The following is a 25,552-nucleotide window of genomic DNA, read 5'->3' on the forward strand; positions in this document are numbered from 1 at the left end:
CGTTCTCATGCGGATCGAGGGCAGGGACCCCAGGGACACCCGCTGGGAAGACGACGAGGCGGTCTACCGGGTCTCGTTCTGGGACCGGCGGGTGAACGTCGCCGACGAGTACGAGGTCCGGGGCGCTGACGTGGACGAGGTCCTGGGCTGGGCGCGGGAACGGGCCGCCGCCGGCGGGCTCGCGTTCACGCTGTGGGTGCTGATCGACGACGACGTCCGGGGGCTGGGCCTGGTGCGGCTCGCCGGCGTCGCGGGCGACCCGTTCGCCCACCCGAACGACCGGGGCGGGAACGGGCCGGCCGGGGCGGCGCCGGCGGGGGACTGATCCCGGGCGGGGGCGTGACCCGACCGGACCCGCTCGCCGTGCCGGGGCGCCGGGCCGCGCCTAGGGTCGGGCTCATGCCGGAGTTGGCGGACATCGAGGAGTACCGGCGGGTGCTGGACGCCTGCGGGCGAGGGCGCAGGGTGACCGGCGTCAGGGTGACGGACGCGGGCGTGCTGCGCGGCGGGCTCAGCGCCCGGCGGCTGCGCGACGCCCTCGCCGGCGCCCGCATCGCGGAGCCCGAGCGGCACGGCAAGTGGCTGATCATGCACACCGGCGGGCCGGCCGTGCTCTTCCACTTCGGGATGACCGGCCGGCTGGTCTGCACGCCGGCCGACGAACCGCCGGCCGCCCACGACCGGGTGCTGTTCACCCTCGACGACGGACAGCAGCTGCGGTTCCGCGACCAGCGCAAGCTCAAGGGCCTGTGGCTGGCGGCCGACCCCGGCGAGGTGGACCGGCTCCTCGCCGACCAGGGGCCCGACGCCCTCTCCCTCACCCGCGAACAGCTCGCGGGCGCGCTCGACGGGCGGCCGCGCCAGCTGAAGGCGGCCCTGCTGGACCAGTCCCGCGTCGCCGGGCTCGGGAACCTGCTCACCGACGAGGTCCTCTGGCACGCCCGCCTCCACCCGGCCCGCCGCACCAACCAGCTCGACCGGGCCCAACACGGCCAACTCAACCGGGCGTTGAAGCAGGTGCTCCGGGTCTCCGTGCGGGCGGGGCGGGTGCCGCCGCGCCGCTCCTGGCTGACCGGCCACCGCGACGAGCCGGCCGGGACCTGCCCGCGCTGCGGCACCGAACTCGCGCACGGCCGGGTCGCCGGACGCGGCACCGTGTGGTGTCCCCACGACCAGCCGGCCGCCCACGCCTGAGCGCACCGGCGCGCGGGGCCGCGCGCGGTCCTCCCGCGCGCCCGGGTGCGGCGCGTAACTGCTCCATTGGCGTCGCGACCGGTCCCGCTCAGCGTGTGCCGGTCGGGGCGGACCTCGGCGGCTGCCTACTGTCCGGAACCGAGACCGCCACGCCCACCTCGGGCGCGCGGCCGGCCCGCGCACGAAGGAGACCCCCGCATGACCGACGACTTCGTCCTCGATGTGACCCGGATTCGCGACGAGGCCAGGGCACGGATGGAGGCAGGACCGGTCACCGACACCTACGGCCTCAACCACGACCGGGTCATCGGGGTGCTCAACGACGTGGTGGCGACCGAGGTGGTCTGCTGGCTGCGCTACACCCGGCACGCCATCGCCGCCACCGGCATCGACCGCGCCCAGGTCTCCGCCGAGTTCACCGAGCACGCCAAGGAGGAACTGGACCACGCGCTGCGCGCGGCGGAACGCATCTCCCAGCTGGGCGGCGACCCCGACTTCGACCCCGCGACCCTGGCCCAGCGCGCCACCACCGACTACACCACGCCGAAGGACGGCGACCTCAAGGCGATGCTGAAGGACAACCTCCTCGCCGAGCGCATCGTGATCTCCACCTACCAGGAGATCATCCGCTGGCTGGGCGACAACGACCCCACCACCCGGCGGCTGTTGGAGTCGATCCTGGAGGAGGAGGAAGACCACGCCGACGACCTGGTCGACCTCCTCGGCATCTGACCCTCCGGCACCTGGGTTCCGGGCGTCCGAACCCCCTCTCGTTCCCGTTCCGTTCGTCCTGGGGGCCGCCCGGGCCGGGCTCCGGCCCGGGCCGCACCGGCTCCCTCAGCCATCCACCTCCACGGTCCGTCGCGCCCCGCCGGTCGGCCGCTTCCCGCCCCGGGCCGGCCCGGGCCCCTGCCCCGGCACCGGCCGGAACTGGGCGGCCTGGAGGTCGTGCAGCGCCCGGTAGTGCCCCGACGCGTCGGCCAGCAACTCCTCCGGGGTGCCGGACTCCACCAGCCGCCCCTCGTGCAGCACATGGACCACGTCGGCATGGCGCACCGAGGCCATGCGGTGGGTGATCAGCACGATGGTCTGGCCCCGGTCCGCCAGCGACCTGATCTGCTCGAAGACCCGCGCCTCGGCCCTGGCGTCCAGCGCCGCCGTCGGCTCGTCGACCACCAGCAGCGGCGCGTCCCGGTAGTGCGCCCTGGCGATGCCGAGCCGCTGCCACTGACCCCCGGAGAGCTGGTGCCCGCCCTTGAAGGTGCGCGACAGCAGGGTCTCCCAGCCCCGGGGCAACTCGGCCACCAGCCGGTCGGCGCCCGCGTGCGCCGCCGAGTCCGCGAGCCGTTCCTCGTCCACCGGCCGGTCGGTGCGGGAGATCGTGGCGTTCACCCGGGCCGTCATGGGCCAGCGGAAGTGGTCCTGGTGCACGATCGCGCAGTGGCCGAAGACCGCCTGCCGGTCCAGTTCCCGCACGTCCACCCCGTTCCACCGGATGCTGCCGCCGGCCGGCAGGTAGAGGCCGCAGAGCAGCTTGGCCAGGGTGCTCTTGCCCGAGCCGTTCTCACCGACCAGGGCCACCACGGCGCCGCCCTCGGCCGGCAGCGTCAACGACACGTCGGTGAGTACAGGTTCGCCGCCGCCGCCCGGATAGGCGAAGCAGACCCGGTCGAACTCGATGGTCCGCACCGGGCTGGGCAGCGCCCCGCCGCCCCGGGGAATCCGGTGGTGCTCCGACTCCACGATCAGCCGGTCCAGATCGCCCACGTACAGCGACTCCTCGTGCAGGTAGTTGATCTGGCGGACCAGTCCGTCCAGGTTGGCCGTGCCGGTGCGGATGGCCAGCACCGCCGTGCCGGCGGCGGCCAGCGCCATGGCGCCGGTCCACAGCAGACCCGCCAGCAGCAGATAGGTCGCCAGGGCCGCCGCCCCCGCGCACAGCGCTGCCAGCAACTCGGTGCGCGCCGCGAGCCGCGCCAGGCGCGCCTGCTCGCCCTCCTGACTGGCCGACATCCCCCGGAAATGCCGCAGGATGTACGGCCCCACGCCGTGCACCCGGATCTCCGGCGCCGCGTCCGTGTTCGTCATCAGCCGGCCCAACATCGCGGCAGCCCTGCTGTGTTGAACCCAGCGGTGGAAGCTGCGGTAGCGTCGCCTGGCGACGCTGAGGGTGGCCAGTGCGCGGGGCAGCACGATGGCCAGCAGCATCGGCAGCAGCAGCCAGTGCAGCGTGGTGAGCACCGCGCCCGCCGCCGCCAGGGAGAGCAGCGCGGCGATCACCGAGACCGCGTGCCGGATCATGTTGCGCGCCGAGGTCGCCCCGTACTGCGCCGACTCCAGCAGCCGGTGGAAGTCCTCGTCCTCCATCGCCCGCATCTCCACCTGGTAGGCACGCTCCAGATAGCGCTCCCTGGCCAGCCGTTCGACCTTGGGCTCCAACGGGCCGGTGGCCAGGGTGGAGACCGCCCCGCAGACCGCGCCCAGCCCGGCGACCAGGCCCAGCAGCACGGCCACCGGCACGGCGTCCCGCAGGCGTTCGGTGATCTCGCCGCCGGCGAGCAGCGTGGCCAGCAGCCAGTTGACCCCGAGCAGGCCGAGCGCCTGGCTGACCCCGCGCAGCAGCTCGGCGGCGGCCACCTGGATCGTCGCCCGCCGGTCCGCCCGCCAGGCGAGCCCGACGGCACGCCCCACCAGACCCGGCATTCCGCCGATCATCGAGCGCAGGTCCAACTGGTAGCGGACGTCCTCGTGTTGGCTCCAGGAGGTGTCATAGACCAGTGGGCCTCCGAACAACTCCCGTTCGGACGCGGAGATCTCGACCTCGGGCCCGTGGTCCGCCGCACGGCGCCGGTCGGCGGCGGCCCGGCGACGGGCCCTCATCGACGGCCTCCCGTCCGGGCGCGGTCGGTGGCGGAGGCGTGGGCGCGGGCGGATGCGGGGGCGGGGTTGGGGTCGGTGGCGGAGATGAGGGAGAGGGCGGGGGGAAGGGGGAACGGGCGCATGTGCGTCGCCTTTCGGGACGGTCCGGTGGGCGAAGGAGACGGGGCGGCTGCCCGCTCTCATCACCCTGAGTGACATGTCGGCCACCCTAGGGACGGGGTCTGACAGCCGCGCCGGAATTCCCGGGCGCCGCCCGGTTGCCGATGGCCGGTTGTCGCGCAACCCTCCGGCGCCGGCTGAGGGCCCTTCCCCGCTGTGCGGATGGGAAGCCCGACCGTTCTCGGGCCGTTCCCCGCGCCTCCGGCGACGCCTTCGCCATCGTTGCGCTGGGTAACAGGCGGCGGCGGGGGCCGGGTTGACCCGGGTGTCGCCCGCCGGAGTTTTCGGGGGTGCCGGCGGCGGTATCCGGACATCTCCCGGAAGGCGCATTCGGCATGGGCGCACCCCCTCGGCGCGCGCCGGGCGCGCCGCCTAACCGTCGGCGCGCTCCGCCGGATCGGCCGCCGTCACGGCCGCCATGTCCCGCACCAGCCGGGGCAACAGCCTGGCCAGCGCCCGCCGGTCGGCCGCCGACCAACCGGCGGTCGCCTCGCCGACCACCCGCCGCCGGAACGCGCTGACGCCCTCCAGCGCCCGCCGCCCCCTGGCGGTCAGCGCCACCGGCGAGCGGCGCGCGTCGTGCCGGTCGACGACCCGGCGCAGCACCCCGGCCGTCACGGCCCGGCCCACCAGCCGGCTGGCCCGGGGCTGGTCCACGCCCAGCACCGTGGCCAACTCGCCCACCGTGGGCCGCTCCCCGCGCTCGGTCGCCGCCGCCACCGCGTCCAGCAACTCGAACACGGCGTTCGGCAGCTCGGGTTGGCGCCCGGGGAGCGCGTTCCTGCGGCGGGCGAGCGCCGCCAGCGCGCGCCGGGAGCGCGACCGGGCCAGCGCGACCAGCGCGCCCTCGATGGCGGCCAGCTCCCGCTCGGCGCCGCCCGTTCCGGCCCGCTCCGCCGGGTCCCGTTCCGCCGGCTCCCGGTCCGAAGTCATCGCAGTCCCTGTCCGTTCACGTCCCGCCGTGGCCGGATGCGCCACGAACCCCTGGTCCGGAACGATACCCGGTCCAGGTCCTATCGCATGTACAGTTACATGTACAAACACATGTATGGGAGGGCGACCCGTGGAGACCGCGACCCGCAGGCCGATCGGCTACTGGCTCAGGCACCTGCACAACCTGCTGGAGGAGCAGCTGGCGGCCACCCTCGCCCACCACGGCGTCGGCCGCCGGCACTGGCAGACGCTCAACTCCCTCGCCCAACGCCCGCACACGGACGCGGAGTTGCGCGAGACGCTCGCACCGTTCTGGGGAGAGGGCGAGGTGGCGCTCGGCCCGCTGCTCGACGACCTGACCGAGCGCGGCTGGACCGTCCGGCAGCCCGACGCCGGCGCCCTCGCCCTCACCGACCGGGGCGCGGCCGTGCACGCCGAGCTGGCCGAGCACGTCAAGCGCACCCGCGCCCTGCTGCTGACCGGCATCGGCCCCGAGCGGTACGCCGCCACCGTCCACACCCTGGCCGCCATGGCCGGAAACGTCGAACGCGCCCTCGCCGAGGGCCGGCCCCGGCCGGCCTGACGGCGCCGCCCGCAGAAGGATTCGCGAGGGACCCGCGAGGGACCCGCGAGGCTCAGCCCGGCGACCCCGGGGAGGGCGCCGCCTCGCCGGCCAGGCGGCGCTGCTCGTCCTCGACGATGCGCCGCGCGATGGCCGCGTCCGAGAGGTCCACCGCCTCGTCGGCCGAGTCCGCCACCTCGCTGCGCCGCGCATACCGGTCGAAGAGCCGCTCCTTGCGGGCCAGCAGCTCCAGCATCCGCTCGTCCACGCTGTCTGCCGCCAGCAGCCGGTGCACCTGGACCGACCGCACCTGCCCCATCCGGTGCGCGCGGGCCACCGCCTGGTGCTCCCAGGTCGGCTTCACCTGCGGCTCGCACAGCACGACCACCGAGGCGGCCTGGAGGTTCAGCCCCACCCCGCCCGCCTGGATCTGGCACAGCAGCACCGCGTGCCCGCCCACGGCGGCGAACCGGTCCGCCAGCTCCTGCCGGCGCGGCGCGCTCACCGAGCCGTCGATCGTGCCCACCGGCCGTTCCCCCAACGCCGCGCCGACGGTCGCCAACACCTCCCGGAAGAAGGAGAAGACCAGCACCTTCGACCCGTTCTCCCGGGCCTCGGCCACGATCTCCCGCAGCCGGCCCAGCTTCGCCGAGCCGGCCGGGTCGGCATAGGCCGCGCGGCGCATCGCCGGGAAGCTGCCGCCGGCCACCGCCGCCCGGTAGGCGGCCAGGTCCCCCGGCGACAGCTCCTCCCACTCGTCCACCCGCACCAGCTCCGGGAGTTCGGTGAGCACGTCCGCCTGGTTGCGGCGCAGATAGACCGGCGCGACCGCCCTGCGGAACGCCACCGCGCCGGCCGCCGCCTCCCGTCCCAGGGCCCCGTCCGCAAGCGCGGGACGCAGATAGCTGACCAGGTCGCGGAACTCGCCGACCCGGTTCTCCATCGGCGTGCCCGTCAGGAACAGCACTCGCTCCACCCGCTCGGCCCAGGCGGCCACGGCCAACGACCGCAGCGCCGCGCGGTTCTTGACGTAGTGCGCCTCGTCCACCACCAGCATCGCCACCTCGGGCCCCGGCGCCCCGGGGCCCGGCAGGGCGCGCAGCCCGTCGAAGGTGGTGACCGCGACCCCGCCGCGCTCCGCCCACTCCGCGTGCGCCGCCGCCCGGTCCGGGCCGTGCAGCCGGTACGCCGGCAGCGCGCTGCGCGCCTCGATCTCCCGCACCCAGCCAAGCAGCACGCTCGCCGGCGCGACCACCAGGAAGTGCCGGGCGCCCTCCGCCGACCACAGGTGCGCCAGGGCCGCCAACGCCTGAACGGTCTTGCCCAAGCCCATCTCGTCGCCCAGGATCGCCCGCCGCTGGCTGAGCGCGAAGCGGGCGCCGAACTCCTGGTAGCCACGGAGCGCGACTCGGCGCGCGGTGTCGTCCAACGGCGTCAGCCGCACCCGGGCCACCACCTCGCCCGGCAGAAAGCCCTCGGCGGACGCCAACTCGGCCGCGCCCGAGGTGAGTTCGCTCAGCACCGCGTAGTAGTCGGCCGACCTGGTGGCGAAGTCGAGCCAGGCGTCGAGCGCGGAGGGCGGCTCGCGCAGCAGGTCGGCCGAGACCTGCGCGAGCAGCGTCGGCACCTCGCGCTCGGCGAGCTCGGCCAGCGTCGCGGCGAGCCGGGGGAGCGCGGCCCGGGCCGCCGCCCTGCGCCGGCGCCCGACCGTCAGCATCCGCAGCCGGCCGCGCGCCGGCGCGGCCTCCACCAGCAACGCCCGCAGCTCCTCGGCCAGTTCCGCCGCCGTGCGCCGGGCGCGCGGCAGCTCGGGACCCGCGCTCACCAGGCGGCCGAGCGCCACCACGAGCGCCGTTGCGCCCGGCTCCTCGCGCCGGTCGAGATCCAGCCGAACGGCCACCGTCTCCTCGGCCGCCCGCGCGATCCCGGCGGCCGCCGCCCGCGCCTGCCGCGCCGACACCTCGCCGACCCCCGGCACCTGCCGCAGCCGGTACTCCGCGGCCTCGGCCACCTTGCCCACCGTGTCGAAGCCGGCCTCCTCCAGCGCCGCGACCCGCAGCCGCCCCGAGGTCACCTCGCGCAGCCGAGAGACCGGGATGCGCGCCAGCTCGGTGCGCACCAACTCCGCGCGCAGCGGAGCGAGCGCCTCACGCGCGCTCTCCCACGCCCGCGCGTGGTCCGCGACCAGCGCCTCGGCGGACGTGACCAACGCCTCCGCCCGCGCGCACAACTCCCGCGCCGCGAGGCGGCCCATGCCCCCGCCGGCGCCCCCGTTCCGCTGCCCGCTCCCGCCCATGCCCCCTCACCCCGTTCCTCGTGCCCGCCTCCCGGGCGACCGGCGCGCCAGGCGCCCCGCGTCCCAGGCGGCCCGCGTTCCTCACGACCCCGCGCCGGCGGCCATCATCGCGCACGCCGGCGCGCGTGACGCCGCGCGAGCGCCCCTCGCGTCACACCCGCCCCGTCACGCGGGAGTCCGCCCGCACACCTGGGGCCCCACCCGCTCATCGGTGCGATGCTGGACGGATGACCGTCAACGACGCCGGCGCCCGCACCGACCCGCTCGCCGAACCACCGCTCAGCTACGGACAGATCCTGCGGCTGGACGAACTGCTCGCCGTGGCCAGGGTCCACGAGGACGACGTGGACCGCACGCTGTTCCTCGCCACCCACCAGTCCTGCGAGATATGGTTCGCCGTCCTGCTCCGCCACCTGGAGATCGCCGGGCGGGCGCTGCGCGACGGCGACGGCGGGACGGCGCTCCGGCGGATCGAGCCGCTGCCCACCGTGATGCGCGTGCTCACCGGCCAGTTCGACGCCCTGGCCACCCTCGCGCCCGACGCCTTCGGCCGCATCCGCGTCGAGTTGGGCGACACCAGCGGCTTCCAGTCCGTGCAGTGGCGCGAGGTCGAGTTCCTCTGCGGCCTGCGCGACGAACGGCTGCTGCGCACGCGCGGCTTCACCGAGGCCGACCGCGATCGGCTGCGCGCCCGGCTCGCCGCGCCCTCGGTGGCCGAGTCGTTCGACGCCTACCGCGTGGGCGACCACCCGCCCGAGCTGGTGGAACGCGTCCGTGCCGCGCTGCTCTCGTTCGACGAGGCCGCCGCCCTGTGGCGGGCCCGGCACGCCGCGCTGGCCGAGCGGTTCCTGGGGGGCGCCCCCGGAACGGCCGGTTCCGAGGGCGCCGACTACCTCTGGCGGGCGGCCAGGCGACGGCTCTTCCCCGCCGCCTGGCCACAGGACTGAATCAGCCCACCGGCGCGCGCCCTTCCGGATCGCGCCCGCGCGCGCCCCGGCGCGGGGTCGCCGCGCGCAACGCCTCCCGCCCCAACGCGCCCACCGTCAGGGCCGCCGCGACCAGCGCGGCGCTCAGCCACACCGGCGCCCGGTGACCCCAACCCGCGTCCAGCGCCAGCCCGCAGGCCCAGGGGCCCAGCGCCGCGCCCACGTTGAGCGCCGCCGTCGCGAAGCCGCCGGCCAGCCGGGGCGCCCCGCTCGCCGTGGAGAGCACCAGCGCGATCAGGGTGGTGCCGACCGCGAACGAGAGCGCGCCCTGGAGAAGGACCAGCCCCAGCAGCGCGCCCGGCGCGCCGGCGCCGGCGGCCAGTGCCAGCCAGCCGAGCAGCAGCGCAGCGCCGCCCCCGACCAGCAGCGGCAGCGGCCGGGCGTCCGCGACGCGCCCGGCAAGGGTGACGCCGGCGAACGAGCCCAGCCCGAACAGCGCCAGCACCCCGGGCACCCAGCCCTCCGCCAGCCCGGCGACCTCGGTCGCCAGCGGTGCCAGATAGGTGAACGTCCCGAAGGTGGCCGCGTTCACCAGCGCCGCCAGGGCCAGCACCAGCAGCGTGGCCGGCCGCCGCAGCGCGCGCAGCTCGCCCCGCGCGCCGGCGCCAACCCGCGCCTCCGCGCCCCCCGCCGCGCCGGCGTCGCCCGGCGCGGGCTCCGGCGCGCCCGCCGGGACGGAGCGCGGCACGGCCAGCAGCGCCGGCAGCGACAGCAGCGCGACCGCCCAGAACGCCGCGCGCCAGCCCCAGAGTTGACCCAACAGGGCGCCGCCCGGCACCCCGACCACACAGGCGAGCGTCACCCCGCCCAGCAGCACCGCCGTCGCCCTGGCCCGGGCGTTCGGCCCGGCCAGCGCGGCCGAGGTGGCCAACGCCACCGCCAGGAAGCCGGCGTTGGCCAACGCGCCGACCACCCGGCAGGCCAGCAGCACGGGATAGCCGGTGGTGAGCGCGCCCACCACATGGGTCAGCAGAAAGAGACCGAGAAAGCCCATCAGCGCCGCGCGCCGGGACCAGCGCGCGCCGAGCAGCGCCATGGTGGGCGCGCCCACCACCATGCCCAGCGCGAACGCCGAGGTCAGCGACCCGGCGGCGGAGACGGAGACCGCCAGGTCGGCGGCGATGTCGGGCACCAGCCCGGCGAGCATGAACTCGGATGTGCCCTGGGCGAAGACCGCCAGGCCGAGCAGGTACACGGCCGGCGGCAGGGAACGGGTCCCCGTGGCGGGCCCGCCACGGGGGTCGGCAGAAGAATCGGCAGAAGAAGACGAAGCAGACACCAAGAACTCCGCAACCACGTCGGACGTCGCCACGCGGCGCACGGCACACGGCACACGGCACACGGCACGGCACGGCACGACGGCACGGGGCGCGCGGGCGACAGGGATCAGAGGCGCGGCGGCTGCCGACCGGACCGGTCACGGTGACACGAGGGGGAACGGTTCGGCGCGCCGCGCGCGGGGACGCGGGCCGGCTGTCCGATGGCGTGCCCAACTCCCGTCGCGGCGGGCCCGACCACGGCGGGACACCCGGGCGCGAACGGGCGGAAACGGCGAGAGGCCACCGGCGAACCGGCGGCTACGGTCTGTCTGACTCCGGGCTGAACACCCGCCCACCCTAACGCCGCCCTCACGCTCCCATGCCCCACACCCCCGCCCCTCCCGGACGGCGGCCGTCCGTGTCAGTGCCCGTCGTTACACTGGCCGCCGTTCGACCCCCTCACCTGGAGTGACATGTCCCTCTCCGCCTCACCCGCCTCCACCGCCCTCGACGACTGGCTGGCCCAGGCCACGGTCGCGCCCGAGATCACCGCCCTGCGCCCCGACTACCGCGCGCTGCTGATCGTGGCCGACGGCCTGGTCCCCGGGCCGAGCGACGAGGTGAGCGAGCGGCTGCTCGCCGAGGCCGAGCGCACGGTGACGGAGCGGTACGCCGGCGGCTCCTACGAGGACGACCCGCATGTCCGCGCCTGGCGCGAGGCGTTCCAGGCCGCCGGGATGAAGCCCAAGCGCACCCGCCCCAGCGCCGACGCCCTGCTGCGCCGGGTGCCGGCCGGGCTGCCGAGGATCAACCGGCTCACCGACATCTACAACGCGGTCTCGATCGCGCACGCGGTCCCCCTCGGCGGCGAGGACCTCGACCACTACCGGGGCGCGCCCCGGCTGGAACGCGCCGTGGGCGACGAGGAGTTCGCCACCGTGGCCGGCGGCGAGCCGGCGGTGGAGACGGCCGCGCCCGGCGAGCCGATCTGGCGGGACGACCTGGGTGTCACCTGCCGCCGCTGGAACTGGCGGCAGTGCGTCCGCACCCAGCTGACCCTCACCACCACCCGCGCGTTCTTCGTGCTGGACGCGCTCGGTGCCATGGACGACGAGGCGCTCGCCGCCGCCGGCGAGGCGCTGGTGCGCGGGCTGACCGAGGCCAGCCCCGGGGTGCGCACCGCCACCCGCGTCGTCACCGGCCCGCGACCTGAGGAGGACTGAGCGCGCCGCCCGGCCAACCACCCCGGGGCCCCGACACCCCGCACACATCCCATGTAAGACCACGCCATCACCTGCCAGTTGCGCCCCAGAGGCGGCGTAACCGGTTCCTGTCGCCTCCCTTGCCGGCGAGTCATTGGATGTCTAGCCTGACCCAGGCCCTGGCATCCGTTTCCCTGTCGGCCTCAGGAGGCCCTCGATGAAGCAAGGGATCAACCGCAGGACCGCCCTCAAGACAGCCATGGGAGGTGCGGCGGCCATGACGGTCGCGGGTGTTCCGCTGGCCCGGACGGTGGCGGCGTCGGAGCGCGGCGCCGGGGCCTCGGGCGGCGCGCCGCTGGCCGAGCCGACGCCGGAGCTGACGCTCTGGTACGCCCAGCCGGCCGGCGTCTGGGAGAGCGAGACGCTGCCCATCGGCAACGGGGCGCTGGGCGCGGCGATCTACGGCACGGTCGCCACCGAACGCCTCCAGTTCAACGAGAAGACGCTCTGGACCGGCGGCCCGGGATCGCCCGGCTACGACTTCGGCAACTGGCGCGAGCCCCGCCCCGGCGCCATCGACGCGGTGCGCGCCGCCCTGGACGCCAACGGCCGCGCCACCCCGGAGGAGGTAGTCGCCCAACTCGGCCAGCCCAAGACCGGGTTCGGCGCCTACCAGACCTTCGGCGAGCTGACCCTCGACTTCCCCGACACCCCCGAGAACCCCGACGCCTACCGGCGCGAGCTGAGCCTGGCCGAGGCCGTCTCCCGGGTCACCTACCAGGCGGGCGGGGCCACCCACCTCCGCGAGTACTTCGCCTCTCACCCGGCCGGCGTGATCGTCGGCCGGATCTCGGCCGACCAGGGCGGACGGGTCTCGTTCACCCTCAACCACACCGGCCCGCACGGCGGAACGGACGTCAGCGCCGCCGAGGGACGGATCACCGTGCGTGGTGCGCTCGCCGACAACGGCCTGGTCTTCGAGGCCCAGATCCAGGTGGTGACCGAGGGCGGCAGCCGCAGCGAGAGCGGCGGCTCGGTGACGGTCACCGGCGCCGACGCCGCCTGGTTCGTGCTGGGCGCCGGCACCGACTACGCCGACACCTACCCCGACTACCGGGGCGCCGACCCGCACGACGCCGTGACCTCGGCCGTGGACGCGGCGGTCGCCCAGGGCTACGACGCGCTGCTGGCCGCCCATCTCGCCGACCACCAGGCCCTGTTCGACCGGGTCAGGCTCGACATCCGCCAGCAGATGCCCGCCGACCAGCCAACCGACGCGCTGCTCGCCGCCTACGGCGGGGGCGGCTCCCCGGCGGACCGGGCGCTGGAGGCGCTGTTCTTCGCCTACGGCCGCTATCTGCTGATCGCTTCCTCCCGCCCCGGCTCGCTGCCCGCCAACCTCCAGGGCGTCTGGAACGAGTCCACCGCGCCCCCGTGGTCGGCCGACTACCACGTCAACATCAACCTCCAGATGAACTACTGGCCGGCGCACATCACCAACCTCGCCGAGACCACCGAGCCGCTGCACGCGTTCATCGACGCCCTGCGCGCGCCCGGCCGCGAGTCCGCCGCCCAGATCTTCGCGTCCCGGGGCTGGGTCGTCGGCAACGAGACCAACCCGTACGGCTTCACGGGGCTGCACGACTGGGCCACCTCGTTCTGGTTCCCGGAGGCCGGCGCCTGGCTCACCCGGCACCTGTGGGACCACTACCGCTTCACCCGGGACACCGGCTTCCTCGCCGACACCGCCTACCCGGTCCTGAAGGAGGTCGCCGAGTTCTGGCTGGACAACCTGCACACCGACCCGCGCGACGGGCTGCTGGTGGTCAGCCCCAGCTACTCGCCGGAGCACGGCGACTTCACCGCCGGCGCCGCGATGTCCCAGCAGATCGTCCGCGAGGCCCTCACCCACACCCTCGCCGCCGCCGAGACCCTGGACGTCGACCCCGAGCTGCGCGACCAACTCGCCGCCACCCTGGAGCAGTTGGACCCGGGGCTGCGGATCGGGTCCTGGGGGCAGCTCCAGGAGTGGAAGGAGGACCTCGACGACCCCAACAACGACCACCGCCACGTCTCCCACCTCTACGCCCTGCACCCGGGCAACCAGATCGCGCCCGGCAGCCCGGAGGCGGCCGCCGCCGAGGTGTCGCTGAACGCGCGCGGCGACGGCGGCACCGGCTGGAGCAAGGCGTGGAAGATCAACTTCTGGGCGCGGCTGCGGGACGGCGACCACGCGCATGTGATGCTCGCCCAGCAGCTGCGGGAGTCGACGCTGCCCAACCTGTGGGACACCCACCCGCCGTTCCAGATCGACGGCAACTTCGGCGCCACCTCCGGCATCGCCGAGATGCTGGTGCAGAGCCATCACGGCGAGGTCGAGCTGCTGCCGGCGCTGCCCGGCGACTGGCCCGACGGCTCCGTCACCGGGCTGCGCGCGGTCGGCGACGTCACCGTGGACATCGAGTGGGCCGAAGGACAGCCCGTCCGGGCGGTGCTGACGGCCGGCCACGAGGGAACGATCCGGGTGCGCGGCGGCCTGGTCGCCGCCGGCTGCCGGGTCACCGACGCCGACGGCACGCTCACCACCCTCGACGCCACCGACGGCTCCGTGGAGCTGCCCGCCGTCGCCGGCCGCTCCTACACCCTCACCCCGCGCTGACGCCCGGGCAGGACAACGCGCCGTGGCCCCGGCCGTTCCCGTTCGACGGGCGTTCCCGTTCGACGGGCGGCCGGGGCCCCGGCGTTGGGCGGTCGGGCGGTGGGGCGGTCGGGCGTCAGCCCAGCACGCTGGTGGCCGGCAGCACGCACTCCACGCCGGGCAGCGGCAGCGGCTCCCCGGTCGGGGTCAGCCCGCCGGTCTCCGCGTCCCGCGCGAAGACCACCACGACGCCGGTGGACTGGTTGGCGACATACAGGTGGGCGTCGTCGGCGCCCAGGCTGATGTGGCGCGGCGTCGCCCCGCCGCTGTCCACGTGGCCGACCAGGCGCGGCTCGGTCTCGTCCGCGCCGTCCACGGAGAAGATCGCGATGCTGTCGTCGCCCCGGTTGGAGGCGTAGACGAAGCGCCCGTCGGCGGAGACCACGATCTCGGCGGCGGTGTTCCCGCCCGGGTCCGCGCCGTCCGGCAGCAGCGAGGCCACCGCGCCCGGGGTGAGGGCGCCGGTGGCGGCGTCATAGCCGCAGGTCGTCAGGGTGGAGTCCAACTCGCCCAGCACATAGGCCGTTTCTCCGCCCGGGTGGAAGACCATGTGCCGGGGGCCCGAGCCGGGCGGCATCGCCGACTGGTGCTCCTCGGTGAGCTGGCCGGCCTCGGCGTCGAAGGCGTAGGCGTAGACCGAGTCGTTGCCCAGGTCGACGGCGAACAGCCGCGCGCCGCCCGGGTCGGGCAGCACCTGGTGGGCGTGCGGCCCCTCCTGGCGGCCCGGGTTGGGCCCGGAGCCGGTGTGCTGGACGACCTGGGTCACCTCGCCGGGCGCGCCGTCGTCGAGCAGGGCGACGACCGCCACGGTGCCGTCGTTGTAGTTGGCCGAGAAGACATGGCCGCCGGCCGGGTGGACGGCCACATGGCACGGCCCGTCGCCCAGGCCGCCGACGCTGCCCAGCGGGCCGGTCACGGCCCCGTCCTCGTCCAGGGTGAACGCGTCGAGCCGGCCGCCGTCGTCGCCGATGACCGAGTAGAGCCGCTCGGCGGTGGGGGAGAGCGCCAGGAACGACGAACGGCTGTCGGCGACCAGCGCGTCCAGGCTCAGCGCGCCGGAGGCGGCGTCGGCCGTGGCCACGCCGATCTCGTGCTGGACCGAGCCGAGGTAGAAGCGCGCCGGGTTGGCGAACGGAGCGGCGCCGCGCGGCGCGACGGAACGCGGCGCCGGCGTCGAGGCGTTGGCGGCCGAGACCGCGAACGTCAGGCCGCCGCCGGCCGCCGCCGCGAACAGCGTCAGCGCGGTACGTCGGGTCACCGGTGGTGGGGGCATCGGTTGACTCCCTCGTCGTGACGGATGTGTCGGAAGGTGCGCGTCACAGCATCCGCCCAACCGCCGCGTCGGGGAAGGGGGTTGGCGCCCACCCCACACATCCGGAACCGGGCCGCGCCGCCCACCGACCACCGCCCGCCGTCAGCCGCGCCGTTCCGCCGGCTCCGCCTCGCGCCCGGCGTCCGCGCCGTCGGTGAACGCCGCCACCAGCCGCTGCGCGGCCAGCGCCGCCGTCAGCGTCCCGGCGCGCACCTCGGCCTCCACGCGCGGCGCCAACTCCCGCACCCCCGGGTGCTGGTGCAGTCGGGAGAGCACCGTGTCGGTCACCATCGACCACGTCCAGCGCACCAGCTGGTCGTCGCGCCTGGCCTTCAGCCGGCCCGAGGCGCGCAGCACCTGCCGGTGCCGCCGCACCCGTTCCCACACCTCGTCCAGGCCGTTGCCCTCCCGCGCGCTACAGGTGAGCACCGGGGGCGTCCAGTCCGGGTCGACCGGCTCCATCATCCGCAGCGCGCCCCGCAGTTCGCGCGCCGCGTTGCGCGCCTCCCGCTCGTGCGGCCCGTCCGCCTTGTTGACCGCGATCACGTCGGCCAGCTCCAGCACGCCCTTCTTGATGCCCTGGAGCTGGTCCCCGGTCCTGGCCAGCGCCAGCACCAGGAAGGTGTCCACCATCTCGGCCACCGTGGTCTCCGACTGCCCCACGCCCACCGTCTCGATCAACACCACGTCGTAGCCGGCGGCCTCCATCACCACCACGGCCTCCCGGGTGGCCTTGGCCACCCCGCCGAGCGTCCCGGCGCTGGGCGAGGGGCGCACGAACGCCCGCTCGTCGGCCGCCAGCCGCTCCATCCGCGTCTTGTCGCCCAGGATCGAGCCGCCGGTGCGGGTGGAGGACGGGTCGACGGCCAGCACCGCGACCCGGTGACCGGTCTCGGTCAGCAACGATCCGAACGCGTCGATGAACGTCGACTTGCCGACTCCGGGAACCCCCGTGATGCCGATGCGGTGCGCGTTCCCCGCGTGCGGCAGCAGCCCCAACAGCACCTCCTGGGCGCGCCGTTGGTGGTCGGGCCTGCGGGACTCCAGCAGCGTGACGGTCCGCGCGATCCAGGCGCGGGAGCCGTCCAACACGCCCCTGACATAGGCGTCGGGCGCGGGCGGCGTGCGGGGCGAGTGAGGCTGTGACGGCGGCGTCATGACGGGCGGCCCGTCACGTCGACGGCCAGCGCGCGGACGGGAGGAGCGTCGGTGGCTTGGGCCATGCGCGCATGGTAGATCATCCCCCTTGAGCGGCGCCGGGCGTCGCCCCCGGATGTTCACCGGCGGCGGAGACCGTACAGTTTCTCCTCGTTCACGGAACCACGGCGCGCGCATCGCTGTCCCTGTGCAGGGCGCGCGTCGTCCCGGTGCGTTGGCACATCGAGGTGCCCCACCCCCTGTTCCGCCCCCGGTTCCCCCGTTCCCACGGGGAGTTTCCCACCACCAGGAGGTCACTCATGAGACGGATACGGCCGAGCCGCGTTCTCGCCTGTGCGGCGCTGGGCGCGCTGCCGCTGCTCCTCGCCACCGGCTGCTCCGGCGGCGACCCCGTCATCAAGAAGGACGACGTCGCCGAGCAGGCCAGCGCGCAGCTGGAGGAGGCGGTGGGCGTCGCCCCCGACGACTTCACCTGCCCCGAGGACCTGCCGGCCGAGGTCGGGGCCGAGATCCGCTGCGAACTCACCTCGGGCGACCTGACCTACGGCGCGACCGTCACCACGACCGAGGTGGACGGCGACCAGGCCGAGTTCGACGTCCAGGTCGACGAGTCCCCCAAAGAGTGACCGCCCCCCGGGCGGGTTCCCCCGACTAGCTCGGCTTCGGCCCCGGCGGATGCGCGTCGCTCAGCACTCCTGCTCAGCACTTCTCCGCCGGGGCGAGCAGCTCCTCCAACTGCGCCAGCGTGGCCTCCACGTCGATCGACGGGTTGAGCAGCCACTGCATCTGGAGCCCGTCCGAGGCCGCGATCACCAGCGCGGCGGCGGCCTGCGGCGAGATGTCCGCGCGGATGTCGCCGCGCAGCTGGCCGGACTCCACGCGCTCCGCCAACTCCGCGCGCAGCCCGTCGAACCGGGCGGCGAAGTACTCCCTGGACTCCTCGTGGTCCTCCTCCAACGCCCGCGCCAGCAGCGTCGAGTACAGCTGCACCAGCCCGGGCACCGCCCGGTTCCGCCGCGCCGCGTGCGTCATCATCCCCACCACCGAGCCGCCCGGCGGCTCCGGGTCGCGCTCCTCGGTGCGGCGCTCGGCGAACCGGTAGACCTCCAGCAGCAGTTGTTCCCTCGACGCGAAGTAGTGCCGCAGCGCGGCGTGCGAGACGCCGATGGCGTCGCCGATCGCGCGCAGCGAGGTGCCCTCGGAGCCGCGCTCGGCGAACACCTCGATCGCCCGGTCCAGGATCTCCCTGCGGCGCTCGACCCCCTTGGCATAGGGGCCACGGCGCGGCGATCCGTCGGCGGGCGCTGGCGGCTTCGTCATGCGGAGCACAGTAGTACCGGAAGCAGTCCCGGAACCAGTAAAACCTCCATCCGGATGTTTTCAGTGCTAGCGTCGTGAAGAGCGCCTCACCAGCGCGGTTGTCCCCCTGAGCGAATCCGGAGTCATTGTGGTCCCTGCCCACAGCACCACGCGTGGCGCCCGCACGACGGGGTGCGGGCGGGGGGCAAGGCCCGGCGGCCGAGCCGGCCACCGACCGTTGTCCCGACCAGGCGTGGGACGCGGCCACCCGCCGACGGCCCCCGCCACCCCCGCGCGGTGAACCCGCGCACCCACGCGCCCTCCCTGTGACACCTCGGGAAAGGAACCCCGTGAACTCCCCTCTGCCCTACCTCGATCCAGCGCTGCCCGTGTCCGAGCGCGTCGCCGACCTGATCGGGCGGATGACCCTGCCGGAGAAGGTGGGGCAGATGCTCCAGCTGTCCGGCATGGACGGCGTCGACCACCTGGTGCGCGAGCTGCACGTGGGTTCCATCCTGCACACCTCGCCGGAACGGATCGACGAGGCCAACGCGTTGGTCTCCCGGACCAGGCTCGGCATCCCGCTGCTGGTGGCCGAGGACTGCATCCACGGGCACTCGTTCTGGAAGGGCGCCACCATCTACCCGACCCAGCTGGGCATGGCCGCCACCTGGGACCCGGAGCTGGTGGAGCGCGTGGCGCGGGCGACCGCCGTCGAGGTGGCGGCCACCGGCATCCACTGGACGTTCTCGCCGGTGCTGTGCATCACCCGCGACCTGCGCTGGGGCCGGGTGAGCGAGACGTTCGGCGAGGACCCGTTCCTGATCGGCGAGTTGGCCTCCGCGATGGTCAGGGGCTACCAGGGCGAGGGGCTGACCGACCCGACCGCGATCCTGGCCACCGCCAAGCACTTCGCCGGCTACTCCGAGACCCAGGGCGGGCGGGACGCCAGCGAGGCCGACCTCAGCAGACGCAAGCTGCGCTCCTGGTTCCTGCCGCCCTTCGAGCGGGTCGCCCGCGAGGGCTGCCGCAGCTTCATGCTGGGCTACCAGTCCATCGACGGCGTCCCGATCACCGTCAACGACTGGCTGCTCAACGACGTGCTGCGCGGCGAGTGGGGCTACACCGGCACCCTCGTCACCGACTGGGACAACGTCGGCCGCATGGTGTGGGAGCAGCTGGTCTGCGCCGACTACACCGAGGCGGCGGCCAAGGCGGTGCGCGCCGGCAACGACGTGGTGATGACCACCCCGCAGTTCTTCGAGGGCGCGCTCCAGGCCGTCGCCGAGGGCACGTTGGACGAGGCCGACATCGACGCCGCCGTGCGCCGCGTGCTCACCCTCAAGTTCGAGCTGGGCCTCTTCGAGAACCCGCGCCACCCCGACCCCGAGCGGCAGGCCGCCGTCGTCGGCTCCGCCGCGCACGCCGAGCTGAACCTGGAGGTCGCGCGCCGCTCGCTGGTGCTGCTGCGCAACGACGGGACCCTGCCGCTGGGCGGCGGGTTCAGCGCGGGCGCCGACGGCCGCGCCGTCGCCGGGGACGACGCCGCGCCCCGCACCGTGGCGCTGGTCGGGCCCAACGTGGACGACCCGCACACCCAACTCGGCGACTGGGCCGGCGCCTCCGGGCAGACCGACTGGCTGCTGCCCGACGGCCACCCGCGCGAGATGACCGAGACCGTGCTGGACGGCTTCCGGGCGGTCGCGCCCGAGGGGTGGACGGTCACCCACGCGCGGGGCGCGGAGATCCTCACCGTCGGGCCGGACCCGGAGGGGGAGTTCTTCCCCGACGGGCAGCCCAGGCCCGACGTGGTGATCCCCGCCGAGCCCGACGAGGCGCTGATCGCCGAGGCGGTGGCGGCGGCCGAGGCGGCGGACCATGTGGTGGCGGTCGTCGGCGACCGGATCGAGCTGGTCGGCGAGTCCCGCTCCACGGCGACGCTCGAACTGGTCGGCGGGCAGGTCGCGTTGCTGGACGCGCTGGCCGCGACGGGCAAGCCGCTGGTGGTGGTGCTGCTCAGCTCCAAGCCGCTGGTGCTGCCGCCGTCGGCGTTGAACGCGGCGGCCGTGGTCTACGCGTTCAACCCGGGGATGCGCGGCGGGCGGGCCCTGGCCGAACTGCTGCTGGGGCTGATCGAGCCGACGGGGCGGCTGCCGCTGTCCTTCGCCCGGCACGCCGGGCAGCAGCCGACCTACTACAACCAGGTGCGCGGCCAACACGGCACGCGCTACGCGGACCTCACCCAGTCGCCGGCGTTCGCCTTCGGCGAGGGGCTGAGCTACACCACCGTCGAGTACCGGGACCTGGAGGTGCTCACCCCCGTCCTGGAGGCCGAGGACACGGTGCGCGCCCGGGTCACCCTGGCCAACACGGGGGAGCGGCCGGCGCTGGAGACCGTGCAGCTCTACGTCAGCGACACGGTCACCTCGGTGACCTGGGCCGCCAAGGAGCTGAAGGGCTACCGCCAGGTGCGGCTCGCGCCGGGCGAGACCGTCACGGTGTCCCTCGAACTGGCCGCCGCCGACTGCACCTTGGTCGACGCGGCGGGCAACCGGGTCGTCGAGCCCGGCGCGTTCGAACTCCTCGTCGGGCCGTCGTCCCGCGACGAGGCGCTGCTCCGCGCGGGCTTCACGATCAAGGGCTGAGCCGGAGGCCACGGGGCCACCCCCCGGGGGCCGCGCCGGCCGGCGCGGCCCCACGGGTCGTCGCGCGGCGGCGTCTCAGAGCGGGAAGTCGCACTTCCAGGGGGCGTCGAGCGCTTTGGGGTCCACGCCGACCCGCGCGACGGCCCCGTCGATGTCGTCGAGGGACATGACCCGCTCGTCGCCCACGATCCGCATGTCCTCGTCGAAGAAGGAGACGTCCTCGTCCACTAGCTCCGACGCCACCTCGAAGGTGCGCACGCGGTAGCCGCCCCCGGGCAGCGGGATCACCCACACCCAGGAGTAGTGGCCGGCCGACTCCGGCTCCCTGCGGGCGGCGAGCGCGCCTCCGAGCATGGTCAGGCGGTTCCGTGCTGCGATGCGCATGGTCATGGTGTCCAGAAGATGCGGACGATGGGCCCTTCGAAGGTGTGGATCTGTAGGTGAGGAAGATCGCCGTCCCGGTTGCCGGGACCGTGGCCGAGGACCCGGCCGTCCTCGCCGAGTTGGTCGTCCCAATGATAGGTGCCGCGTTTCTCGCCGAAGTACTGTCGGGTTCCCGGCCCGTCGAAGCCCGTGGCGTTGCGGTAGCCCTGCCCCTGGTAGACGCCGAGGAACAGCTCTTCCACCTCGCTGCGGCTGCCCATGGTGACGCCGGTGGCGCCGTTCTCCAGGTTCCGCGCGGCGCGTGAGACGCGTCCACTCGACCAGGGGATGTCGTAGGCGGCCAGGCCCAGGGGGTCGGCCTCGACCTGCGGGTTGGGGACATAGCTGCCTGGGTTGAGCCCCGGCAGCAGCCCCAGCGGGTCCTGACTGGCGTAACGGGCGGTGTGCGGGTCGTAGTAGCGGTTGACGTTGTAGTGAAGGCCGCTCTCCGGATCGTGGTACTGGCCGGGGAAGCGCAGCGGGGTCATCCCGGTCGCCCCGGGCCGCCACGCGGTCAGGCCCCAGGCGGTGGACCGCGCGCTCCACGCCGTGTGGCCCTCCTCGTCGACCAACTCGGTGGGGGCGCCCACCAGATCGGTGACGATGGCGAAGAAGCGCGCGTCGACGACCCGTTGGGTGGCGGCGTCGGTCAGCCGCTCCGTCTGGGTGAGGGGGCGGAGACCGTCGTGCTCCCACGTCAGCACCGTCCCGGAGCCCTGCCCCCGGCCGGTCGTGTGCTGTTCCACCAGGACACCGCCGTCCCAGGTGTAACGCGTCTCGCTCAGCACGGTCTCGCCGTCCGCCGCCATGCGCCGCTTGGCGACCCGCCGGCCGAAGCCGTCGTACAGATAGCGCCACACGGTGCCGTCGGGGGTGGTGAGCGAGGTCAGTCGGTCCTCCGCGTCCCAGGTGTAACGCCAGATGTCCGGGTTGCGGGAAAGCCTCCTGCGACGCCTCAGCACCACGCGGCCCGCCGCGTCGTGCTCGTAGTGGATCGCGCCGGCCCGCACCAGACGGGTGCCGGCGTAGTCGCGCTCGCCCAGAAACTCGGAGCCGGCGAAACGGGCGGGCCAGGTCGCGGCCGTCTGGTTGCCCGCCGCGTCGTGGGCGTAGTTCTCCTGCCAACCCGGCGCGCCGACCCCGGTGACGCGCCCCACGGCGTCCAGCACGTAGCGCCGGACGCCGCGCGCCGCGTCCTCGCAGGTCTCGGGGTGACCGTCGGCGCGGTAGGAGTAGGCGCGGTCGAGGAGGGAGTTCCCGTCGTGCGCCACGGTCTCCCGCGTCAGTCGCCCCGCCGGGTCCCAGTCCCGGGTCAGAGTCAGCGCGTCGCCGACGCGGCGGGTGATCTCGCGGCCGGCGGCATCGTGCGCGAAGCTCAGACGATGCCCGTCGACGTCCAGTTCGCTCAACAACCCCGCGCCGTCGTAGGCGTAGCGGGTGGGGACACCCGCCGGGGTGAGGCGCCCCAGGCGGTTGCCGGCGGCGTCGAGGCGGAAGGACAGGGACTGACCGTTGATGGTCTGGCCGACGACGCGGCCCGCCGCGTCCCGTTCCCAGACGTGCTCGACGCCCGCCCCTGAGGCATGGGTCAGGGCGCCGACGGCGTCCCTTCCGTAGGTGGTCACCACGCCGTCGACGTCCTTGGCGGCCAGCCGCCCCAGGGCGTCGTAGGAGTAACTGACGGTCTGCCCCGCAGGGTTGACCCGTCGCGTCAGCCGCCCGGCGTCATCCCACTGGTAGCGCACCACCCGGTCGTCGAAGTCGGACTCGGCGACCAGCCTGCCGGCGGTGTCGTAGGCGTAGTCCCAGGTCAGGCCGCGCGGGTCGGTCACCCTGGTCAGCCGCAGTGAGGCGTCGTGCTCGAAGAGATACCGCGCGCCGTCGGCGTTGACGCGCTCGGTGATCAAGTCGAACGGCCCGTACGCGAACCGGGTGACCGCGCCGTGCGCGGTGGTGTGGCGCAGGCAGTTGCCCTCCCCGTCGTACTCCCAGATCTGCTCGGCGCCGTCCGCGTCCACGCTGCGCAGCACGCGGCCTTCCGCCGACCACCACAGCCGGGTGACTCCGCCCAGGGGATCGGTGGTCTTCACGATGCGGCCCAGGGCGTCGCGCTCCCGGGTCAGCCGGCTGCCCCGAGGATCGACCAGGGCGACGGGCAGGCCGGCGTCATCGCACTCCACGCGGGTGGTGGCGCCTAGCGCGTCCGTCACCGCGGTGAGGCTGCCACGCTCGTCGAAGGCGTACCGGGTGGCCGCGCCGGCCGGGTCCACGACCGCCACGCAGTTGCCCCGGGCGTCGTACTCCCGGCGCCAGGTCGAACCGTCCGGCAGCGTCATGGTGGTCGGCAGCCCGTGCTCCTGGTAGGCGTACCGGGCCACGCCGCCGTCCGGGTAGTGGACGGACACCGGCCGGCCGTCCGCGTCCAGCGTGAACCGAGTGGTGTGGCCCAACGCGTCGGTCGCGGCCAGCAGATGGTGGTGCTGGTCCCACTCGAAGCGCACGGTGTTGCCCAGTGGGTCCACCTCCGCCACGATCTGGTGCGCCTCGTTCACCACGGAGCGGCTGGTGGCCCCCTCGGCGGTGGTCACGGAGGTGACGCGCGCCCCGGGCCACTCCGGCGACTCCTCGTCGTAGCGGAAGGTGACGGCCAGATGCCCGGCCGAGCCGCCCTCGGCGACGCACCGGTGTGCCTCGTCAAAGGAGTAGTGGTAGGAGACGCCGTTCGAGTCCGTCCAGGAGGTGAGGCGGCGGTACTCGTCATAGCCGAACCGGGTGACCGCACCGTGGGAGTTGGTCACCTCGACGAGGTTCCCGAAGAGGTCATAGCCGAAGCGCCGCAGGAGGAGGTCCGTCTCCTCCGCCTCGCCGCTGGCGAGCCACAGCCCCGTCACACGGTCGCCCTCGGTGGTCAGGCGGAGCGTGTAACCGCCGGAGTGCCGGATGGCCGTGGGCGTTCTGCCGTCCTCGGCGTAGTCGACGGAGACGGTGTTCCCGTTGCGGTCCCGCAGGCCGAGGAAGCGTGCCTCGTCCCGCTCGTCGCGTGGGGCGAAGTGGCGGCTGATCCCGGAGGTGAGGTCGGTCAGGCGGTAGCCGCTCTCCTTCAGCGCCACCAGGGGATGGCGCGGGCCGCTCTCCGGATACACGGGCACACCCGGGCGCTCGGGATGCGGATAGGCGAGCACCATGCCGTCCTCGGTCAGGAACACGATGCCCTCGCGGTCGAGTTCGAGGCGCTGGTCCACGAGAGACGTCCAGGTGCGGCCGAACCACCGGCCCACCGTGTAGCCGGATTCGGCGCGACGTGTGAAGGCCAGGGGTAGCACGCCCGGAAGCTCCACATCGGTCTGCGGCAGGTAGACCCGTCCGGTCGCGAGGTCAACGGGGTCGGTGCGGCCGCTCCTGACGAGGTCCCGGACGCGGGAGTACGCGGACTCCATGCCGTCCCTGATGAGATCGCGCCCACGGGTCGCCAGGCCGCGCACGCCGTCCGCCAGGCCGCGCAGTCCGGTTCTCGCGGCGGAGAGTCCGCCGCGCAGGCCGCGCGCGAGTCCGCCGAGGGTGGTGAGGCCCTTCATGCCGGGGATGCAGTCGAGTGCGGCGAACGCGACGTCGAGGAGGCCGGCTTCTCCCCTGGCGTATTTGATGAGGGTGTCGGCGAGGACGACGAGGGCGGCGGCGAGGACGACCCAGGCGAGCGGTCCGCCGATGATCATGACGACGATGCCGAGGACGGCGACGATGACCTTGCAGACGGCGACGATGGTGTCCCAGTTGTCGGTGACCCACTTGATGGCCTTCTGCCACCACTTGCGGTTCTGGATGCCGGCGTCGGAGGCTTCCTCGATGCCCTGGGCGCAGACGCGGGCGGCTTCCTCGCGCATCTCCTGGGCGTCGAGGGCGAGTTGGCGGGCGGCGGCCAGGCGTTCCTCGGCGTCGTTGACCCGGGACCGGGCGGCGCCTGCGGCGGCCTCGGCGGCCTGTTGGTCGCGGGCCGCCGCGCGGACGTCGTTCTCGTCCGGCGGCTCGACGTTGTCGCGTTCGCCCTCGCGCTGGAGCCGTTCGGCCTCCTCGCCGGCCCGGCCCACCCAGTCCGTCGCGTCCCCCAACGCGGACTGGGCCGAGGCGAGATCGGCCTGGGCGGAGATCGCCCGGTCCAACGCCCGGTCGGCCATCCCCTGGGCGGTCTGGAGCTTGGGCCAGTAGGCGTGCAGGGCCTGGGAGCAGAGGCTGTAGGAGTCCTCCAGCTTCGTCAGGTTGTCCGGCACGCCCTCGAACTCGGAACGGAACGCGTCGGCCGACAGCCCGGCCCAGTCCAACACCGCGCGCTCGGACGCCAGACCCCGGATCTTCCCCAGCGCTTCGCCCACGTCGTCGGCGAACTCCTGGAGATCGTCGGCGAGTTCGCGGACCTCGTCCGGGTCCCCCGGAGTCGGGTCCCGGTCCATGTCCACCGGCGACCAGTCGGATGCTCGTGCCATGTCGCCCTCCCCAGGTCGTCGCACGGGGCACCAGGTACCGGAGAAGACGACGGGGAGGGCGACACGGT

The 25,552-nt window shown here is 74.4% G+C and carries 18 protein-coding genes; 9 read left to right on the top strand and 9 right to left on the bottom strand.

What is annotated here, in order from left to right; all coding sequences use genetic code 11:
- Window positions 1-7 precede the first annotated feature (7 nt).
- The 3 genes from FH609_RS03310 (at window position 8) to FH609_RS03320 (ending at window position 1,926) form a co-directional block, all read left to right on the top strand.
- Window positions 8-325 carry a hypothetical protein gene (locus tag FH609_RS03310; protein ID WP_139673727.1) on the top strand — a complete coding sequence of 106 codons (318 nt, stop codon included), beginning with the start codon at window positions 8-10 and terminating at the stop codon, window positions 323-325.
- A 74-nt stretch (window positions 326-399) separates the two neighbouring features.
- Window positions 400-1,194, top strand: coding sequence for an Fpg/Nei family DNA glycosylase (locus tag FH609_RS03315; RefSeq protein ID WP_139673729.1), 795 nt, complete (start codon window positions 400-402; stop codon window positions 1,192-1,194).
- Between the two features lie 198 nt (window positions 1,195-1,392).
- On the top strand, window positions 1,393-1,926 hold the full coding sequence (locus FH609_RS03320) for a ferritin-like domain-containing protein (RefSeq protein WP_139673732.1): 534 nt from the start codon (window positions 1,393-1,395) through the stop codon (window positions 1,924-1,926).
- A 105-nt stretch (window positions 1,927-2,031) separates the two neighbouring features.
- Here the strand turns inward: FH609_RS03320 and FH609_RS03325 are convergent, their stop codons facing one another.
- Entirely contained in the window at window positions 2,032-4,074 is a 2,043-nt protein-coding gene (locus FH609_RS03325; RefSeq protein WP_139673735.1) for an ABC transporter ATP-binding protein, read from the bottom strand.
- Between the two features lie 531 nt (window positions 4,075-4,605).
- Window positions 4,606-5,166: a MarR family winged helix-turn-helix transcriptional regulator gene (locus tag FH609_RS03330; RefSeq protein ID WP_139673737.1), complete on the bottom strand. Its 561-nt coding sequence runs from the start codon at window positions 5,164-5,166 to the stop codon at window positions 4,606-4,608.
- 115 nt (window positions 5,167-5,281) lie between these two features.
- Here FH609_RS03330 and FH609_RS03335 point away from each other — a divergent pair, with 115 nt between their 5' ends.
- Window positions 5,282-5,749 carry a MarR family winged helix-turn-helix transcriptional regulator gene (locus tag FH609_RS03335; protein ID WP_193318086.1) on the top strand — a complete coding sequence of 156 codons (468 nt, stop codon included), beginning with the start codon at window positions 5,282-5,284 and terminating at the stop codon, window positions 5,747-5,749.
- 52 nt (window positions 5,750-5,801) lie between these two features.
- On the opposite strand, the gene FH609_RS03340 is transcribed toward FH609_RS03335, so the two are convergent.
- On the bottom strand, window positions 5,802-8,024 hold the full coding sequence (locus FH609_RS03340) for a DEAD/DEAH box helicase (protein WP_226961363.1): 2,223 nt from the start codon (window positions 8,022-8,024) through the stop codon (window positions 5,802-5,804).
- A 227-nt stretch (window positions 8,025-8,251) separates the two neighbouring features.
- On the opposite strand from FH609_RS03340, the gene FH609_RS03345 reads away from it, so the two are divergent.
- Window positions 8,252-8,971: a tryptophan 2,3-dioxygenase family protein gene (locus FH609_RS03345; protein ID WP_139673740.1), complete on the top strand. Its 720-nt coding sequence runs from the start codon at window positions 8,252-8,254 to the stop codon at window positions 8,969-8,971.
- Between the two features lies 1 nt (window position 8,972).
- Here FH609_RS03345 and FH609_RS03350 read toward each other — a convergent pair whose 3' ends face one another.
- The gene (locus FH609_RS03350) at window positions 8,973-10,217 is read right to left on the bottom strand and encodes a Cmx/CmrA family chloramphenicol efflux MFS transporter (protein ID WP_139673860.1); all 1,245 of its coding nucleotides are present in this window, start codon (window positions 10,215-10,217) and stop codon (window positions 8,973-8,975) included.
- A 525-nt stretch (window positions 10,218-10,742) separates the two neighbouring features.
- Between FH609_RS03350 and FH609_RS03355 the strand changes: the two genes are divergently transcribed.
- Both FH609_RS03355 and FH609_RS03360 read left to right on the top strand, forming a co-directional pair.
- On the top strand, window positions 10,743-11,492 hold the full coding sequence (locus FH609_RS03355) for a B3/4 domain-containing protein (RefSeq protein ID WP_139673742.1): 750 nt from the start codon (window positions 10,743-10,745) through the stop codon (window positions 11,490-11,492).
- A 196-nt stretch (window positions 11,493-11,688) separates the two neighbouring features.
- Window positions 11,689-14,130 carry a glycosyl hydrolase family 95 catalytic domain-containing protein gene (locus tag FH609_RS03360; protein ID WP_139673744.1) on the top strand — a complete coding sequence of 814 codons (2,442 nt, stop codon included), beginning with the start codon at window positions 11,689-11,691 and terminating at the stop codon, window positions 14,128-14,130.
- Window positions 14,131-14,245: 115 nt separating this feature from the next.
- On the opposite strand, the gene FH609_RS03365 is transcribed toward FH609_RS03360, so the two are convergent.
- Together FH609_RS03365 and meaB are read right to left on the bottom strand one after the other, a co-directional pair.
- The gene (locus FH609_RS03365; RefSeq protein WP_139673747.1) at window positions 14,246-15,442 is read right to left on the bottom strand and encodes a lactonase family protein; all 1,197 of its coding nucleotides are present in this window, start codon (window positions 15,440-15,442) and stop codon (window positions 14,246-14,248) included.
- Window positions 15,443-15,583: 141 nt separating this feature from the next.
- Entirely contained in the window at window positions 15,584-16,639 is a 1,056-nt protein-coding gene (gene meaB / locus FH609_RS03370) for a methylmalonyl Co-A mutase-associated GTPase MeaB (RefSeq protein WP_139673749.1), read from the bottom strand.
- 299 nt (window positions 16,640-16,938) lie between these two features.
- Between meaB and FH609_RS03375 the strand changes: the two genes are divergently transcribed.
- Window positions 16,939-17,265, top strand: a complete 327-nt coding sequence (locus FH609_RS03375) for a DUF4333 domain-containing protein (protein ID WP_139673752.1) — start codon at window positions 16,939-16,941, stop codon at window positions 17,263-17,265.
- Between the two features lie 73 nt (window positions 17,266-17,338).
- Here the strand turns inward: FH609_RS03375 and FH609_RS03380 are convergent, their stop codons facing one another.
- Window positions 17,339-17,959: a TetR/AcrR family transcriptional regulator gene (locus FH609_RS03380; RefSeq protein WP_139673756.1), complete on the bottom strand. Its 621-nt coding sequence runs from the start codon at window positions 17,957-17,959 to the stop codon at window positions 17,339-17,341.
- Window positions 17,960-18,288: 329 nt separating this feature from the next.
- Between FH609_RS03380 and FH609_RS03385 the strand changes: the two genes are divergently transcribed.
- Window positions 18,289-20,583, top strand: a complete 2,295-nt coding sequence (locus FH609_RS03385) for a glycoside hydrolase family 3 N-terminal domain-containing protein (RefSeq protein WP_139673759.1) — start codon at window positions 18,289-18,291, stop codon at window positions 20,581-20,583.
- Between the two features lie 75 nt (window positions 20,584-20,658).
- Here the strand turns inward: FH609_RS03385 and FH609_RS03390 are convergent, their stop codons facing one another.
- On the bottom strand, window positions 20,659-20,973 hold the full coding sequence (locus FH609_RS03390) for a hypothetical protein (protein ID WP_139673762.1): 315 nt from the start codon (window positions 20,971-20,973) through the stop codon (window positions 20,659-20,661).
- A complete protein-coding gene (locus tag FH609_RS03395) occupies window positions 20,970-25,484 on the bottom strand; it encodes a DUF6531 domain-containing protein (RefSeq protein WP_139673765.1) in 4,515 nt (1,504 codons plus the stop codon). Before FH609_RS03395 ends, FH609_RS03390 begins: the two co-directional genes overlap by 4 nt.
- Window positions 25,485-25,552 lie beyond the last annotated feature (68 nt).

It is taken from the genome of Streptomyces sp. 3MP-14 (assembly GCF_006334905.2).
In the GTDB taxonomy this organism is placed as follows: domain Bacteria; phylum Actinomycetota; class Actinomycetes; order Streptomycetales; family Streptomycetaceae; genus Streptomyces; species Streptomyces triticirhizae.

Coding starts and splice junctions, on each gene's coding strand:
- FH609_RS03310 (WP_139673727.1), top strand. CDS start 8: ATGCGGATCGAGGGCAGGGACCCCAGGGACACCCGCTGGGAAGACGAC.
- FH609_RS03315 (WP_139673729.1), top strand. CDS start 400: ATGCCGGAGTTGGCGGACATCGAGGAGTACCGGCGGGTGCTGGACGCC.
- FH609_RS03320 (WP_139673732.1), top strand. CDS start 1,393: ATGACCGACGACTTCGTCCTCGATGTGACCCGGATTCGCGACGAGGCC.
- FH609_RS03325 (WP_139673735.1), bottom strand. CDS start 4,074: ATGAGGGCCCGTCGCCGGGCCGCCGCCGACCGGCGCCGTGCGGCGGAC.
- FH609_RS03330 (WP_139673737.1), bottom strand. CDS start 5,166: ATGACTTCGGACCGGGAGCCGGCGGAACGGGACCCGGCGGAGCGGGCC.
- FH609_RS03335 (WP_193318086.1), top strand. CDS start 5,282: ATGGGAGGGCGACCCGTGGAGACCGCGACCCGCAGGCCGATCGGCTAC.
- FH609_RS03340 (WP_226961363.1), bottom strand. CDS start 8,024: ATGGGCGGGAGCGGGCAGCGGAACGGGGGCGCCGGCGGGGGCATGGGC.
- FH609_RS03345 (WP_139673740.1), top strand. CDS start 8,252: ATGACCGTCAACGACGCCGGCGCCCGCACCGACCCGCTCGCCGAACCA.
- FH609_RS03355 (WP_139673742.1), top strand. CDS start 10,743: ATGTCCCTCTCCGCCTCACCCGCCTCCACCGCCCTCGACGACTGGCTG.
- FH609_RS03360 (WP_139673744.1), top strand. CDS start 11,689: ATGAAGCAAGGGATCAACCGCAGGACCGCCCTCAAGACAGCCATGGGA.
- FH609_RS03365 (WP_139673747.1), bottom strand. CDS start 15,442: ATGCCCCCACCACCGGTGACCCGACGTACCGCGCTGACGCTGTTCGCG.
- meaB (WP_139673749.1), bottom strand. CDS start 16,639: ATGACGCCGCCGTCACAGCCTCACTCGCCCCGCACGCCGCCCGCGCCC.
- FH609_RS03375 (WP_139673752.1), top strand. CDS start 16,939: ATGAGACGGATACGGCCGAGCCGCGTTCTCGCCTGTGCGGCGCTGGGC.
- FH609_RS03380 (WP_139673756.1), bottom strand. CDS start 17,959: ATGACGAAGCCGCCAGCGCCCGCCGACGGATCGCCGCGCCGTGGCCCC.
- FH609_RS03390 (WP_139673762.1), bottom strand. CDS start 20,973: ATGACCATGCGCATCGCAGCACGGAACCGCCTGACCATGCTCGGAGGC.
- FH609_RS03395 (WP_139673765.1), bottom strand. CDS start 25,484: ATGGCACGAGCATCCGACTGGTCGCCGGTGGACATGGACCGGGACCCG.